At 59.3% G+C, this 16,249-nt stretch carries 13 protein-coding genes; 5 read left to right on the top strand and 8 right to left on the bottom strand.

The annotated features are described in order from the left end of the window. Window positions 1–274 precede the first annotated feature (274 nt). The 8 genes from ACYZT7_RS16130 to ACYZT7_RS16095 form a co-directional block, all read right to left on the bottom strand. Window positions 275–1,186: an ABC transporter permease subunit gene (locus ACYZT7_RS16130; protein WP_462037358.1), complete on the bottom strand. Its 912-nt coding sequence runs from the start codon at window positions 1,184–1,186 to the stop codon at window positions 275–277. Further along, window positions 1,183–2,064 carry an ABC transporter permease subunit gene (locus tag ACYZT7_RS16125; RefSeq protein ID WP_462041804.1) on the bottom strand — a complete coding sequence of 294 codons (882 nt, stop codon included), beginning with the start codon at window positions 2,062–2,064 and terminating at the stop codon, window positions 1,183–1,185. Before ACYZT7_RS16125 ends, ACYZT7_RS16130 begins: the two co-directional genes overlap by 4 nt. A 35-nt stretch (window positions 2,065–2,099) precedes the next feature. After that, window positions 2,100–3,242 (bottom strand): ABC transporter ATP-binding protein, encoded by a 1,143-nt coding sequence (locus ACYZT7_RS16120; RefSeq protein WP_462037357.1) that lies wholly within the window; start codon window positions 3,240–3,242, stop codon window positions 2,100–2,102. Window positions 3,243–3,353: 111 nt separating this feature from the next. Further along, a protein-coding gene (locus ACYZT7_RS16115; protein WP_462037356.1) for an IS3 family transposase occupies window positions 3,354–4,906 on the bottom strand; the annotation gives its coding sequence in 2 pieces (ribosomal slippage) (window positions 3,354–4,444 and window positions 4,444–4,906; 1,554 coding nt in all). Between the two features lie 87 nt (window positions 4,907–4,993). Continuing rightward, window positions 4,994–5,902, bottom strand: a complete 909-nt coding sequence (locus tag ACYZT7_RS16110; protein WP_462037355.1) for a helix-turn-helix transcriptional regulator — start codon at window positions 5,900–5,902, stop codon at window positions 4,994–4,996. Continuing rightward, window positions 5,899–7,320 carry an aminotransferase gene (locus ACYZT7_RS16105; RefSeq protein ID WP_462037354.1) on the bottom strand — a complete coding sequence of 474 codons (1,422 nt, stop codon included), beginning with the start codon at window positions 7,318–7,320 and terminating at the stop codon, window positions 5,899–5,901. Before ACYZT7_RS16105 ends, ACYZT7_RS16110 begins: the two co-directional genes overlap by 4 nt. Before the next feature lie 31 nt (window positions 7,321–7,351). After that, window positions 7,352–8,455 (bottom strand): polyamine ABC transporter substrate-binding protein, encoded by a 1,104-nt coding sequence (locus ACYZT7_RS16100; RefSeq protein ID WP_462037353.1) that lies wholly within the window; start codon window positions 8,453–8,455, stop codon window positions 7,352–7,354. A 278-nt stretch (window positions 8,456–8,733) separates the two neighbouring features. Next, window positions 8,734–9,678, bottom strand: coding sequence for a LysR substrate-binding domain-containing protein (locus ACYZT7_RS16095; protein WP_462037352.1), 945 nt, complete (start codon window positions 9,676–9,678; stop codon window positions 8,734–8,736). Window positions 9,679–9,771: 93 nt separating this feature from the next. Between ACYZT7_RS16095 and ACYZT7_RS16090 the strand changes: the two genes are divergently transcribed. From ACYZT7_RS16090 to ACYZT7_RS16070, 5 genes are read left to right on the top strand one after another with little or no spacing between them, the layout of a single operon-like run. After that, window positions 9,772–11,214: an aldehyde dehydrogenase family protein gene (locus ACYZT7_RS16090; RefSeq protein ID WP_462037351.1), complete on the top strand. Its 1,443-nt coding sequence runs from the start codon at window positions 9,772–9,774 to the stop codon at window positions 11,212–11,214. Between the two features lie 13 nt (window positions 11,215–11,227). Next, window positions 11,228–12,214 (top strand): dipeptidase, encoded by a 987-nt coding sequence (locus ACYZT7_RS16085; protein WP_462037350.1) that lies wholly within the window; start codon window positions 11,228–11,230, stop codon window positions 12,212–12,214. 57 nt (window positions 12,215–12,271) lie between these two features. Beyond that, a complete protein-coding gene (locus tag ACYZT7_RS16080; RefSeq protein WP_462037349.1) occupies window positions 12,272–13,822 on the top strand; it encodes a BCCT family transporter in 1,551 nt (516 codons plus the stop codon). Between the two features lie 26 nt (window positions 13,823–13,848). Further along, window positions 13,849–15,543: a hypothetical protein gene (locus tag ACYZT7_RS16075; protein WP_462037348.1), complete on the top strand. Its 1,695-nt coding sequence runs from the start codon at window positions 13,849–13,851 to the stop codon at window positions 15,541–15,543. Window positions 15,544–15,545: 2 nt separating this feature from the next. Then, window positions 15,546–16,238 carry a DUF3726 domain-containing protein gene (locus ACYZT7_RS16070; protein WP_462037347.1) on the top strand — a complete coding sequence of 231 codons (693 nt, stop codon included), beginning with the start codon at window positions 15,546–15,548 and terminating at the stop codon, window positions 16,236–16,238. Window positions 16,239–16,249: the final 11 nt, after the last annotated feature.

The raw sequence follows: 16,249 nt of genomic DNA, 5'->3' as shown, positions 1-16,249 counted from the left end.
TGATCACTTCTTAATCACGCAACTGGGCAAAACCCAGCTCACTGCAAGCAATAACATCGTGGCGGCAGTCCTTGGTACTGCCAGGACTGTCATTCCCGTACTTTCGGACCTCGTTTGCTTTTCGCGACCTTTTTGGGCGGGATGTTTCTAGCCAGCGCCAGCCGAGACGAGGATGGCCGCCCATTCGACCCACGCCTTCTGTCCGAGCAGATGGAGGTCTTCGAGCTGGCATACCAAAATGCGTACTCGGTGGAAGATCGAACATCGATCGTGGTCAGGTGACTGGAGCAGCTTTGGAGCGCTCGGTGCGTTTTTGAAGTGGGGCAATAGGTTGTGGCTTGGCCGAAGCAGCAGCACCTTCTTCGATCGCCTGCTGAATCGCACGCTTGCGCGCTTCTTCGGCACGGCGGCTGAAGAACCAGACCAGGAACGTCATAAACGACACCGCCAGCAGAATCAGGCTGGCCACGGCATTGATCTCGGGTTTCACGCCCAGACGCACCGCCGAGAACACTTCCATCGGCAGGGTCGTCGAACCCGGGCCGGACACGAAGCTCGCCAACACCAGGTCATCCAGGGACAGGGCGAAGGACATCATGCCGCCGGCCCCCAAGGATGGCGCGATCATCGGGATGGTGATCAGGAAGAACACCTTCCATGGCCGCGCACCGAGGTCCATGGCCGCTTCTTCAATGGACAGGTCCAGCTCACGCAAGCGCGCCGACACCACCACCGCCACATACGCCGCACAGAACGTGGTGTGGGCGATCCAGATGGTGATGATGCCCCGCTCCTGTGGCCAACCGATCATCTGCGCCATCGCCACGAACAGCAGCAACAGCGACAGACCAGTGATCACTTCAGGCATCACCAGCGGCGCGGTGACCAGGCCACCGAACAGCGTGCGTCCCTTGAAGTGGGTGATACGGGTCAGCACGAACGCAGCCAATGTACCCAGCGCCACCGCCGCCACCGCCGTGTAGCAGGCGATTTCCAGCGAGCGCACCACCGAGCCCATCAGCTGGGTGTTGTCCATCAACCCGACGTACCACTTGATCGACCAGCCACCCCACACCGTCACCAGTTTCGAGGCGTTGAACGAGTAGATCACCAGGATCAGCATCGGCGCGTAGATGAACAGCAAACCCGCTACCAGCATGAAACTTGAGAAACGGAAGCGCTTCATTCCTTGCCCTCCATTTCTTTGGCCTGACTACGGTTGAACAGGATGATTGGCACAATCAGGATCAGCAACATCACCACTGCCAGGGCAGATGCCACCGGCCAGTCGCGGTTGTTGAAGAATTCTTGCCAGAGCACTTTACCGATCATCAGGGTTTCCGGACCGCCGAGCAGTTCCGGGATCACAAACTCGCCCACGACCGGGATGAATACCAGCATGCAGCCGGCGATGATGCCGTTCTTGGACAGCGGAATGGTGATCTTCCAGAAGCTGTTGAAGGTGCTCGAACCCAGGTCGGATGCAGCTTCCAGCAGGCTGTTGTCGTGCTTCACCAGGTTGGCGTAGAGCGGCAGGATCATGAACGGCAGATAGGAGTAAACGACCCCAATATAGACCGCGAGGTTGGTATTGAGGATCTGCAGCGGTTCATCGATCCAGCCCATCGTCATCAGGAAACCATTGAGCAGGCCGTTGTTGCTGAGGATGCCCATCCACGCGTAGACGCGGATCAGGATCGCAGTCCAGGTCGGCATCATGATCAGCAGCACCAGCACCGTTTGCATCTCTTTGCGGGCACTGGCGATGGCGTAGGCCATCGGGTAGCCGATCAGCAAACAGAGGATGGTGCTGATCAGCGCCATTTTCAACGAGCCAAGGTAAGCGGCGATGTACAACTCGTCGCCGGCCAGCATCGCGTAGTTGCTCAGATTAAGCAGCAACTGCACCTTTTGGTCGATGTAGCTGTAGATCTCGGTGTACGGCGGAATGGCGACGTCGGCTTCGGCGAAGCTGATCTTCAAGACGATGAAGAACGGCAACATGAAGAACAGGAACAACCAGATGAACGGAACCCCGATGACCAGCTGACGGCCACCGGGAATTATTCGGTTGAGGCGGCGTTTGAATTTGCGCATGTTCATGAGCGAAGTACCACGCCGCTGTCGTCTTCCCACCACACGTAAACCTGGTCACCCCAGGTCGGACGCGCGCCACGGCGTTCGGCGTTGGCAACGAAGGACTGGACGATCTTGCCGCTCGGCAGCTCGACGTGGAACACCGAGTGACCGCCGAGGTAGGCGATGTCATGCACCTTGCCACTGGACCAGTTGTACTCGCAGGTCGGCATGTCGACCGTGACCAGCAGTTTTTCCGGACGGATCGCGTAGGTGACCGATTTATCCTGCACCGAGGTGCTGATGCCGTGGCCCACATAAATCTGACGGTCCAGGTCCTTGCAGGTGATGGTCGCATGGCCTTCGGCGTCGTCCACCACTTCACCGTCGAAGATGTTGACGTTGCCGATGAACTCGCAGACCAGACGGCTGGTCGGGGTTTCGTAGATGTCGATCGGGCTGCCGATCTGGGCGATCCAGCCCAGGTGCATGATCGCGATACGCTCGGCCATGGTCATGGCCTCTTCCTGGTCGTGGGTCACCATGACGCAGGTTACGCCGACCCGCTCGATGATCTCGACCAGCTCCAGCTGCATCTGCGAACGCAGCTTCTTGTCCAGCGCACCCATCGGTTCATCGAGCAGCAGCAGCTTCGGTCGCTTGGCCAAAGAACGCGCCAGGGCCACACGCTGACGCTGACCACCGGACAATTGATGCGGCTTGCGCTTGGCGTACTGGCTCATCTGCACCAGTTTGAGCATGTCGGCTACGCGAGCATCGATTTCTGCGCCGGAAAGCTTGTCCTGCTTGAGGCCGAAGGCGATGTTCTGCGCCACGGTCATGTGCGGGAACAAGGCGTAGGACTGGAACATCATGTTGATCGGCCGCTCGTACGGCGGCATGTCCGTGATGTCGACACCATCGAGGAAAATGCGCCCCTCCGTGGGCCGTTCGAAGCCTGCGAGCATGCGCAGCAACGTGGATTTGCCCGATCCAGAACCGCCGAGCAGGGCGAAAATCTCGCCTTTCCTGATTTCCAGGGACACGTCGTCCACGGCAATCGTCTCGTCGAACTTCTTCGTGACCCGGTCGATTTTGACCAACACCTGTTTAGGTGACTGGTCGCCCTCGAGGGCTTTCTTATAGGCGCCGGAGGCAACTGCCATCTTTTTATCACTCGCGCAGAGGGGCCGCTTGCCTGAACAAGGCAACCTTATTGTTATTAGGATTCGCTGATGGCGGCGTTTTTCAAGGTAGTTGTCGCGTCAACCGTTCAACTATGCCGCTCTTTTCTCGTCCTGCTGCTCCCGATCCGGATTCAGCATCACCGCTCCTATCGGCTCCCAGTTCCGCGTCTGGCCTGACCAACGTTCCGGGCTTTTCTTGCGCGCTCGCTGGTACAGTTCATGCCGCCGCGCCAGGATCTGCTGGTCCAGCCCTCGATGCCGCTCCGTCGGTGTCACGAAGCGGATCCGGCTATGCCGGTGCTCGTTGTTGTACCAACGCATAAAATCTCTCACCCACGCGCGTGCGGCGTCCAAGCTGGCAAAACCCTCCTGCGGCCATTGCGGGCAATATTTCAGCGTTCTAAACAGCGACTCCGAGTACGGATTGTCGTTGCTCACTCGCGGTCGGCCACGGGACGGCGTGATACCCAGGTCGTACATCTTGCTCAACAGCGTCAGCGATTTCATCGGCGCACCATTGTCCGAGTGCAGCACCAGCGGCTCGTGTAAACACTGCTCGCCGATCACGCTGCGTTGCAGCAGCGCAGCGGCTTTTTCGCCGCTTTCTTCTTCGTAAACTTCCCAGCCTACGGCCTTGCGGCTGTAAATATCTTCGATCAAATACAGGTAGTAGTACTTGCCGCGTATCGGCGACGGCAAATACGTGATGTCCCACGACCACACCTGATTGGGCGCTTTGGCGACATGCGTCGTCGGTGCCGCATGCCGTCTGGGTCGCTGGCTACGGCCCCGATGATGTTGCTGACCGGCTGCACGCAGGATGCGATAAAACGTCGCTTCCGACGCCAGATAACGCCCCTCGTCAGCCAGCCTCGGTACGATCTGACTCGGCGGCAAATGGGCATACGCAGGGCTGTTACACAGCGTCACGATCGCTTGTCGTTCGATCTCGCTCAACGCATTACGCGGCGTGGGCCGCACGGTGGTTGTGCGGGCATCGGCTTGAAGATCCTCACTCTGCGTCCATCGCTGCAAGGTTCTGAGCGACAGCCCCACCTCTTGGCACGCTCTGATTTTTCGAGCACCGGCCTCGATGGCTTCGATCAACCAAGCCACCAACAACTGCCGTTCCGGCAAAGAGGTCAGGTGTCCTCGTTGTCGATCCCCCAGTAATCGTTGAGCTTTTTTCGCAGCACCAACAACGCGGCGGTTTCGGCCAGCGCCTTGTCTTTACGCAGCAGTTCGCGCTCAAGTTGCTGAATACGTTTCTTGTCCTTGCGAGATTGTTCGCGGTCGACCTTTTGTTGGTTCTGAACACTCTGCTGCCCCGTGATACAGGCTTGGCGCCAGGCGCTGACGTGTTCGGGGTACAGACCTTTTCGTCGGCAGTACTCACCCAGTTCGAGCTGCGACAGACCGGCGGTTTCAAGGACGACAGCGAACCGGGCTTCAGCAGACCAGTTCTCGGGGAGTGGCTTGTCTTCAGGCACTGCGCTTCCTTCAGAACTGACCTTCTTGCGCCAGTTGGACAAAGACATTTCGCTAACCCCTTCACGCCGGGAAACCTCGGCCATCGTCAGGTTCAGCGGGGGAAGCAGCATCTTGAGTAATGCGGCTTTGCGTTCAGGTGAATAGTACGGCACGACCAGTCTCTTTCCGCCCCCGATATGCTTTTTCAGGAAAATTCGGAGAGGCGACAACTATCCTGACACCGGGGGATGGGCAATAACTTAACTCGTTCGTAACCACTCGAAAAACAGTGCAAACAATTCCGACTGCGAATTGACGTTCAGCTTTAAATAAAGACCTTTGCGGTGCATGCGGACAGTCTCAGGCGAAATACCGAACTGACTGGCCGTGGATTTCACGGAGTGCCCGCGGAGTACCATGTGCGCGACCTCGCGCTCGCGCTGCGTCAGCAGATCGCGACCGAAATTCTCAAAAGCGTCCTGCAATCGCTGTTTGAAATCGTCATGCTCGGTAGTGGCTTCGCCATCGGCGTGCGTTGCTACAATGTTTTGCAACCCGCGTTGGCCAAACTCATGGATGAACTCCCGTACTAGCGGCTCGACCGCCCGCAACAGATTGAGTTGTTCCGCCTTGAGCGCCTCGCCACCGAAGCCTTGAAACAAACTCACTGATATTTGCGATTCATTCACCGTGTCGACAATATAAAAACTGTCTTCGGAGCTCCCTGATTTCAAGTAGTAAGTGTTGTAATACTCACTTTCAAAGAAGTTGTCAGGGGCAATTTCCTCAAGATGATAAAAACCTTCAGCCAGGCCCTGCTCCACTGCCAGGCAAAACGGATCAAGCAAGTAGCCACCGGAAAAATAGCGGTCGATGATCGACTCCCGATATTTTTCCGGAATGCCGCGCTGATACAGCAACTGCGGTGCACGGTCCTTGTGTTCCAGGCTGATCATCACCGATTCGACGGACACCAGATGCCCGAACGCCGACGCCAGATATTGCAGCGCGTCAAGCTTCTCGACATGGGAAAATGCCTCGCGCATGTCGCGATGCCAGTTATGCAATGCCCCAAAACGCAAGGCAATCAACGTCTCTTCGTCAGGTTTGTTCATGCCCCGCAGTCTAGCGGGTGAACCGGCACCTGTTAATTGCAGACTTGAATTCATTGGCCGAAATACTGGCCGCTTTGCTCAAGTTCAGCGGCCACCTCAAGAATGCACACCCGCAGGATCTCGACGATTTCATCGACCTGAGCGCGCGTCAGAATCAGCGGCGGTGACATCACGTTGAGATGCATGATCGGGCGCACCAGCAAACCTCGAGCCTGGGCGCGGGAATGAATCATCTCGCCGATGTTGATCTCGTCGGCAAACAACGCTTTGGTGCGCTTGTCGGCCACGAACTCGACGCATGCCATGAGCTTCAGGCAACGCACCTCGCCAACCAGCGGCAGATTACAGAGTGTCGCGAGCCGCTCTTCCAGATAGCCGCCGACGTCGTCGACATGCGCCAGCAGGTTTTCTCTTTCGATAATCTCTATGTTCTTCAATGCCGCCGTACAGCACACAGGATGGCCGCTGTAGGTAAAACCGTGAGTAAAGCAGCGCCCGTTGCCGGGTTCGGCAATCACCTTCCAGATACGGTCGGAAAAAATGCACGCTCCCAGCGGCAGATAAGCGGACGTCAGCCCTTTGGCGGTGGTGATAATGTCCGGTTGCACATCGAACAATTCATAAGAAGCGAAGAACTTGCCCAGCCGGCCAAACGATGTCACCACCTCGTCAGCGACAAAAAGAATGTCGTAGCGTTGGCATATTTCCCACATGCGCTTGAGGTAGCCCTTGGGCGGGATGATCACTCCGCCGGATCCCATGATCGGCTCGGCAAAAAAACCCGCCACCTTATCTGCACCGATAGACAGGATCTTGTCTTCAAATTCCTTGACCAGAAATTCAAGGAACTGCGCCTCGTCCATACCGCTCGGCGCGCGATATGGGTTGGGGTTGGAGATGTGGTGAATTCTGTCGTTGGCGTAATCGAATTCAGGCACCCGGTCGGCGGCCTTGTTGCCGATTGACATCGTTAGAGTCGTGGAGCCGTGATAGGCGTTATAACGCGCGATTACATGCTTCTTGTCCGGTTTGCCACGGCAGTTCTGATAGTACTGAATCAGTCGGTACGCGGTGTCAACTGCAGTAGAGCCACCCGTGGTCAGAAACACGTGATTCAGATCCCCTGGCGCCAGGCTGGCGAGCTTTTCGCACAGTTGGATCGCGACATTGTTGGACATGTCGGAAAACGGATTCGAATACGCCAGTTGCCGCACCTGATCGGCAATCGCCAGCGCCATTTCCTCGCGCCCCAATCCGATATTGGTGCACCACATTCCACCAACGGCATCGAGAAAGCGGTTGCCATGGGCGTCGATGATATAGGCACCGTCACCCGCCACAATGTTCAAGGAACCCTGTTCGCTGTGCTCGTCGAACATGTGGTAGCCGTGCATGTAGTGAGCTTTATCGGCGCTGACCAACCTGGCGTCATCTACAACAGCTGACAGTTGTTTATTGGCTGCAGTAACCATACAAAAAACCTCAAACCAAATAATTGAAGAATTAAAGTCCGCTCTTTACGGTGCTCCAGACCCGAGTGATGGCACGCGTGTCTTTCGCGTTTTGGCTCTTCTGTGGAAACAGCCGTTGACGCGTCTGCTCATCGGGGTAGATAGCGGGATTGTTTCGTACATCGGCACTCAGCAACGGAGTGGCGGCCGCGTTGCTATTGGCGTAATGAATGTAATCACTCACCTCAGCCATCACCTGAGGCTGCATCAGATAGTCGAGGAACTTGTGGGCATTCGCGACATGGGGTGCGTCCACCGGAATGTACATATTGTCGAACCAGATCAACGAGCCTTCCTTGGGAATAAAGTAGGCAAGATTGATATTCAGTTTCGCTTCTTCGGCACGCGCCATCGCCGTCGCATAATCACCTGACCAGGTCATGGCCATGCACACGTCACCATTGGGCAGGCTGGTCAGGTAGTTGACCGAATCGAATTTGCGAATATATGGCCGCACCGACAACAACAAATCCTGGGCGGCTTTCAAATCTTCCGGCGCAGCGCTCTCAGGGTCGCGTCCCAGATATACCAGGGCTAACGGGATCACTTCCGTTGGCGCATCTACCAGCGTTACTCCGCAGTCGGCGAAGCGCGAGACGATTTTTGGATCGAAGATCATCGCCAACGAACCGATCGGCGCGTCCGGCATGCGCTCCTTGATCTTGTCGACGTTGTAGGTGATGCCATTACTGCCCCAGGTATAGGGCGCCGAGTACTTCGTGCCGGCATCGAATCCCTGTTGCCCCTCCAGAACCTTCGGATCAAGGTTGGTCCATTGGGGCAATAAACTCTTATCCAGCGGCTGGAAAACCTTGGCATGGATCAATGGCGGTGCGAGGGACGCATTCAACACGACCAGATCGTAGCCGGAATGACCGGTCATGAGCTTCGCCTGAACCGTTTCATAGGCGTCGAACGTGTCATAGATCACGTGGATGCCGGACGTCTTTTCGAAGTTGGCGATGGTTCTTTCGCCAATGTAATCTGCCCAGTTGTAAAGCCGCAGCGTATTGGCCTCATTCTCCTCACCAGCCTGTACACCGACCGCTATGAGTACCAGGAGCGTACTGAAAATCAACTTGAATGCCTTGCGCATAGCAAAATCACCTTATCAAGCGAAGCCAGTTCTGGATGACCGGTTGGGCTCACTATTAAGGGATTCGGCCAATGACGCCATAACCCAAATGGGGGGCTATCAGGATTGAGCACTCCCGAGCTGAACGGGATGGCAAAAAACAGCAGCTATGGTGACACGTCTTGTCATAGCGCCGAATCCGCCGCAGTTAGACTTGAACGCCAGCAAACACCAACCCGCCTAGTTGCTGCGTAAGACGCGGCGCGTGAAAATCGGCCGCCGCCTGGAGTTGCGGTGGTTCATCTTGATACGCTTTTCTGGGAACCTGGTTGGATAGAAGCGGATAACGGCAACTGTCCCCCCGAAGGCGCCGTGTTCGCCTGCAAAAACTTCATTAACGCTCCCGCCGCTGGCGACAGGCTCCGCCCTTTGCGCGTGAGCATGCCGATCTGGCGCTCCACCTTCGGCTCGGCCAGGGGCAAAAAGGCGAGCTTTTCGTTCTCCTGTGGAAACGCCAGGTAAGGCAAGGTACTGATCCCGACGCCCTCCTCCAGCATCGCAATGAGCGAGATCATGTTGGAGATGAACAAGCGACTGTGCTCCAACAAGCATTCGGCATCGGTGCCTTCCAATAGCCGTGAGGTGCCGTTACGGATCATTGGCAAGCCCTGCAGCTGCGACCAATGCAACGCCCCTCCCGCGTGTACCAAGGGATGGTCGGCCCGGCACACCACGCCCACCTGGTCGTTGAGGATCGGTGCGAACTCGACCTGCTCGTCGGCCATCCACATGCTGCTGATGCCAAAGTCCACCTGCCCTTGGGCCAACAACTGTTGGACGCTATCGGCGGTGCCGTCCTGGATGCTGATCTGCACATTCGGGTGCTCGGCCACGAAGCGCCCCAAGGGGCCCGGCAACAAACGGCTGGCCACGGAAGGCACGGTGGCGATGCTGACCTGGCCTATCTCATGCTGGACCAGCAACGTGACCTCGCGGGCGATGCGGTCGTGGTGCTCGATCAGGCCGCGGAACAACGGCAGGCAATGTTCGCCGAAGGGTGTCAGCTCAACCCGGCCACCGCCCTTTTCGATGAGCGTCTGGCCCAGCTTCTGCTCCAGCTCGCGCACCGCCAGGGACATCGCCGGCTGGGTGCGGTAGGCCTGGCGTGCGGCGGCATGGAAACTCTTGAGCTCAGCCACCAGCAGGAAGTAGCGCAACTGAGCGATTTTCAGCTCGGGCAACATGATTATTAATCCTTATCGAATCATTTTTTTTATTAATTTTTATTTGCGCCATATTGCTCGCAAGATGAGAGCCAGGCAAACGGAGGCTTCTCAATGTCACTCACTTCCTACAAAAACTACATCGATGGCCAGTGGTGCGAAGGTCACACCACACTGAGCAACCACAGTCCCTCGGACAGTCGCGACTTGATCGGTGAATACCACCAGGCCAATGCCGAACAAACACGGCTAGCCATCCAGGCCGCCCGCAGCGCGCAGCCGCTGTGGGCCGCCACTGGCCTGGAAGCGCGCCAAACTTTGCTGATGGCCATCGGCGACGAGCTGATCGCCCGCAAAGAAGAGCTCGGTCAACTGCTCTCGCGTGAAGAAGGCAAGCCACTGGCGGAGGGTATCGGTGAGGTCAACCGCAGTGGCCAGTTCTTCCACTACTACGCTGCCGAGGTACTGCGCCAAATGGGCGAGACCGCCGCCTCCGTGCGTCCCGGTATCGACATCGAGGTACACCGCGAGCCGGTGGGCGTGGTGGGCATCATCACCCCTTGGAACTTCCCCATGGCCACCGCTGCCTGGAAGATCGCCCCAGCCCTGGCCTTCGGCAACGCCGTGGTGTTCAAGCCGGCCAACCTGGTGCCAGCGAGTGCCTGGGCACTGACCGAGATCATCAGTCGCCAGGCCCTGCCCCACGGCACGTTCAACCTTGTCATGGGCAGCGGCGCGAGCGTCGGCGAGGCCCTTGTGCAGTCAGCCGATATCGATGCCCTGACCTTCACCGGCTCGCTGGCCACCGGTCGACGTGTCGCGGTCGCCACTGCCGGCAACCTGGTGCGTTGCCAACTGGAGATGGGCAGCAAGAATGCCCTGGTGGTGATGGACGATGCCGACCTCGACGTGGCAGTGGAATGCGCCCTGAACGGCGCGTTCTTTGGCACCGGACAGAAATGCACGGCGTCCTCGCGGCTGATTGTCTGCGAAGGCATCCACGACCGCTTTGTCGAAGCTCTGCGCGGGCGCATGCGCCAGCTCAAGGTCGGCCCCGCCCTGGAGGCCGGTGTGCAAATCGGCCCGGTGGCCGAGGCACGGCAACTGGAACAGAACCTGGAGTATTTGCGCCTGGCCCAGGCCGAGGGCGCCACGCTCGTCGAAGGTGGCGAGCGCCTGCAACTGGAAACCGACGGCTACTTCATGCGCCCGGCACTGTTCATCAACAGCCGCAATGACATGCGCATTAATCGCGAGGAAGTGTTCGGGCCGATCGCCTGCGTCATCCGTGTACGTGACTTCGAGGAGGCTTTGGCGACCCTTAACGACACCGAGTACGGCCTCACCGCCGGGATCATCACCCAATCGCTGCGCCATGCCAGCGAGTTCAAGCGCCGTGCCCAAACCGGCTGCGTGATGGTCAATCTGCCCACCGCCGGCACCGATTACCACGTGCCGTTCGGCGGCCGCAAAGCCTCGAGCTTCGGGCCACGCGAACAAGGGCAATACGCCCGCGACTTCTACACCGTGGTCAAGACCACTTACGTCCGGCCTTGATGGAGCATCCGCCATGAACGACCTTCTGATGATCGACGGCCTGCAGTACTCCAACTGGAGCCCTGAAATATTCCAGCAAATGCAGGTCGGTGGCCTGAGCGCGGTGCATGCCACCATCGCTTACCACGAGAACGCGCGCGAAACCCTCTCGCGCCTGGGCGAATGGAACCGTCGCTTCGAAACCTGGCCCGAGCTGATCCGCCCGGTACGCTCGGCCAGCGATATCCGCCTGGCCCATGAGGAAGGTCGGGTGGGCGTGTTCTTCGGTTTCCAGAACTGCTCGCCGATCGAGGACGACATTGACCTGGTGGAAATCTTCCGCCAACTGGGCGTGTTCGTCATGCAGCTCACCTACAACAACCAAAGCCTGCTCGCCAGTGGCTGCTACGAACATGAAGACAACGGCATCAGCCGCTTCGGCCGCCAGGTCATCGCCGAGATGAACCGGGTCGGCATGCTGATCGACATGTCGCACAGTGCCGAGCGCAGCACCCTTGAGGCCATCGAATTGTCGACCCGGCCAGTGATCATCTCCCACGCCAACCCATCGAGTTTCCATGCGGCCAAGCGCAACAAGTCCGATGCGGTACTGCGCGGCATCGCCGAATCCGGCGGGTTGCTGGGTTTCAGCACCTATCCCTTCCACCTCAAGGGTGCCTCGGCCTGCAGCCTGGAGAGCTTCTGCGACATGATTGCCCGTACCGCCGACCTGATGGGCGTCGATCACATCGGCATCGGCACCGACCTGTGCCAGTCGCAACCGCTGTCGGTGCTCGAGTGGATGCGCAACGGGCGCTGGAGCAAAGAAAAGGACTACGGCGAAGGTTCCAAGGACAACGCCAGTTGGCCGGCTCCGCTGCAGTGGTTCCGCGACAGCCGCGACTTCCCCAACATCGCCAAGGGCCTGCGTGCCCGAGGCTTTGCCGAAGACGATGTGAGTAAGATCATGGGAATGAATTGGCTGCGCCTGCTGGAAACCGCCACCACGGCGCAGACCTGAGCCATCCCTGCACGGACAGCATGAACAATAAAAACAATCGCAGGTTCCGGAGGTTTCATGAAAAATCCAAGCACCCTACAGGCTGACGGCGAGGCCATGAGCCTGCCGATCGCCCGAGACATCGACTGGCCGCTGTTCCTGATCAGCGGCGGTTTCCTGGGGGCGTTCCTGATCGCGGCGCTGGTCGATATCGACGCGGTGTCGGCACTGGTCAACACCCTCTTCGCCTGGTCAACCAAGGCCTTCGGCCTGTATTGGCAGGTGCTGATGCTGGCGACCTTCGTGGTCAGTCTGGGAATCTGCTTTTCGAAATGCGGACGCGTGCGCCTGGGCGGCATCGAGCAGCGCCCGGACATCAGCACTTTCAACTGGATCGCCGTGATCATGTGTGCATTGCTCGCCGGCGGCGGCGCTTTCTGGGCCGCGGCTGAACCGCTGATGCACTTTGCCAGCCCACCACCGTTCTTTGCCGGCGTGCAGCCGCACAGTGAAGCGGCGGCTACCGCGGCGCTGGCGCAGGCCTTCGTGCACTGGGGTTTCCTGGCCTGGGCGGTGCTCGGCAGTTTGCTGGCAATCGTGCTGATGCACTTGCACTACGACAAGGGTTTGCCGCTGGCTCCGCGTACCCTGCTTTACCCGCTGTTTGGTGAACGCGCGCTGAAGGGCCCGATTGGCACCTTCGCCGACGCCACCTCGATCATTGCCGTCGTCGCCGGAACCATCGGCCCGATCGGTTTCCTCGGCCTGCAGATCAGCAGCGCCCTGCACGCGGTGTGGGGTGTGCCCAACGGCATCCTGACCCAGTCGATCACCATCGTCCTGGTTACCCTGATGTACACCACTTCCTGCCTGGTCGGTCTCAAGGGCATCCGCTTCGTCAGCGAGATCAATGTCTGGCTGATGCTGGGGCTGGCGCTGTTCATGGTGGTGTTCGGCCCGACGCTGTTTATTCTCGGCGGCTTCCCGTCGGCCTTCGCCCTGCACGTGGAGCAATTCATCCCGCTGACCCTGTTCCGCGCAGATCCCAAGTGGCTGGACTGGTGGACGGTGTTCTACTGGGGCTGGTTCATCGGTTATGCGCCCATGGTCGCGCTGTACGTCGCACGGATCTCACGGGGCCGCACTATTCGCGAGATCATCATGACCCTGTCGATCATCGCGCCGCTGGTGACCATGTTCTGGTTCACCGTGGTCGGAGGCACCGGCATCGGCCTGGAGCTGCAGACACCCGGGATCGTTACGGCCCATGGCACCCAGCCGGAAGATCTGCTTTTGGGCGTGACCCAGAACCTGCCACTGGGTGGCCTGATCAGCGCACTGTTCCTGTTTCTGAGCTTCATATCGGTGGCGACTAACGGCGATGCCATGGCCTTTACCGTGGCGCTGGCGATGTCCAGCACCAACAAACCCAAGAAATGGCTGTGCGGTTTCTGGGCGATAGGCATGGGCCTGGCGGCTGTGGTGCTGATCACCATCGGTGCCGGCGGCGTGACAGCCCTGCAGTCCTTCATTGTCATCACCGCGGTGCCGGTGTCCCTGCTGATTCTTCCGGCGTTATGGGATTCCGTGCGCATCGCCCGGCACATGGCCCGCGAGCAAGGTCTCTGATCATGATGCATCCAGGAACAATAACAATGTCCGACAACGCGTTTGCAGCGCTGACGCCGCGTCCTGCCAGCCAGGTCATGGACCTGGCCCGGTTGGGCAGCCACTTCCAGAGCCCATTGAGTTTCGTGCGCAGCAGCATGCGCCGGATGATGAACCAGCAGTGGCGCATCCAGCGCAGCCGTTTCGACCTGGATGGCGACGGCTTCGGCACTGTCATCTACCGCATCGACACGCCGACCGCGCACTACCACTGCGTCATCTTCTCGGCCTACCTGCCACCCGAGAAGCGCAGCGACCGGGTCATTGCCGATCAATGGGACGTCTGCTTCGTGCTGGTTGCCGGAGATGTCGACGAAGCGCAACTGATCGACCTGCAAAATAACGTGCCGTTGCAGGAAGCTGGCCGCTTCGACGCGCGGGTGCTGGTGCTGTCCCGCGCCAACCGCAGCCTGCGCAATTTCGAACGATTCCTCGTGGCCCTGGCCGAGGGTAATCAACCGGACCCACGTCAGTTGGCCGACGTCGGCTACCTCTACCGCACCACCGCCGTCTACGGCAATGGCAAGTTCGGCATCGCCGACTTCGGTTGCCTGCAGAACAACGCAGACTTCAATCAGCCGTTCAGCGCGCAGATGTTCACCGTGTACCTGTTGCGCCATTTCAGCATCGAACAGATTGAGCACATGGCCCGGGCGCGCAATCCGCAGCGCGCAGCGAAACTCGACATCAAGCTGCAGCGTTATCTGGGCGTCGGCAACGCCACCGGGCTAGGCATGGCGCCCTTCCTGCTTAACCATCCGCAACTGATCAACCAGTGGATCTGGGCGCGGGAAACTGGCCTGGCCCGGGTCCTCGCACAACCGGCGGATCCCGCCCGAATGCAGCGTTTCCATGAACTCCTGCACCGGGCACGCCTGCATCTTCAGCAGACCCTGACCGAAGATGTGCGCCAGCACGACCAGGACCGGCAGACCCTGGCCGACCTGACCCCACTGGCCGACTGGCTCAATTGCCAGCCCTGCAGCGACGATCTCTGGTCGCGCTTGCTGACCTGGAGCGAAGCGCACGCGGGCATCGGCTGCCAGGAATTGTTGGTCAGCCTGTTGCTGGAGCTGTACCCCGAGCAAGTGACGCCGTTAGCTGACCAGATGGGCGTCGTCGAAGGCTGGCGCCTGGATGCACAAATGCCCTTGGCGCAGCTGCGCGAGCTCATCGAAAACCACTACGCCTGGGCCCTGGCCTACGATTTCAACGACGCCGATGCAGAACACTTCTTTTGGTACCGTTCCGCAGAAAAGGAAGAGCCGCGCTTGGGAATGCGTGCCGAGGAGCCGGGCGCCGAAAAGGAGATGCAACTGGGCATCGCACGCAACATCCAGCGCTGCCATCGAGCACTGCTCGATCACCTGCGCGCGCACCCCGACGAGTTGACCGCGCACTTCCTGATCGCCCATCCGGCGTTCAAGGGCACTGTCCGGCGCCTGCGGGACATGGCTCAGTGTGCCTATGGCGAGATCCGCGCCAACCTGCTGGCCCGCGACATGCTGCCCATTCACTTGTTGCGCTGCAAACTGGCGTTCTTCGGTGCGGGAAAGTTCGACCCCAAGTCCAGCCGCTGGGTGCGTATAACCCTGTTCCAGGGCGCGCCGCTGGTGGGTGAGATTGGTCAGCCGTTCGATGACGACTGGAACTTTGCGGTCATGCCGAACGGAGATCAATGACCATGCGCGTATCCCTTAACGAAATCCAGGTAATGTGCCGTAAAGCCTTCGAAGGGATGGGCTTTGCTGCCGGCGATTGCGAGGATGCCGCCGACATGGTCGGCTGGCTGCAACTGCAAGGGCTGGACGGCGTCGGTGCGCTGGAAAAGGCCTTGGACTATCTGGAAAGCGAAGCTGACCAGCCCTTTGCCCTGCGCTTCGAAGACAGCGCTTTGCTGGTAATCGATGCCAAGGGCCAGAGCGTGCTGCGCTGTGCTGCGACCGCGGTGGAGCTCGTGTTGGGCAAAGCGCTGCGCAGCGGCCAAGCCGTGCTGCGGATCCATCATTGCCACAACCGACTCCTATTGCTCGGTTACCTGTGCCGGGCTGCCGAGCAGGGGATAGATGTGCAGGCGCGCTGGGGCGATGCCCGCCAGGTTCGCATCGCATCCTTCCACGCCGGCAACAGTCGCCCTGACCTGCACAGCGAAGAGCGACTTTGCGCCAAGGACGTGGAGCAAAGCATCACCGTCGTTTTCCGCCGCCCGGCAACACCGGCCCGCCACCAGGTCTGTGCGCAAACCGCGCTCGCGGAGGGATTCACCGTTAGCGAGCCCACCTGGCAGCGGCTCAAGCAGTTGGCAGAACACATACTGGTCGAAAGCACCGAAGCCTCGCGTCGCCACGGCGCGGGTGGCGGCAGCGATGCCGACTGACTGGCCCCGTC

The sequence above is a fragment of the Pseudomonas sp. RT4P38 genome (genome assembly GCF_054897765.1).
This window is presented reverse-complemented; position numbering and strand designations above follow the sequence as displayed.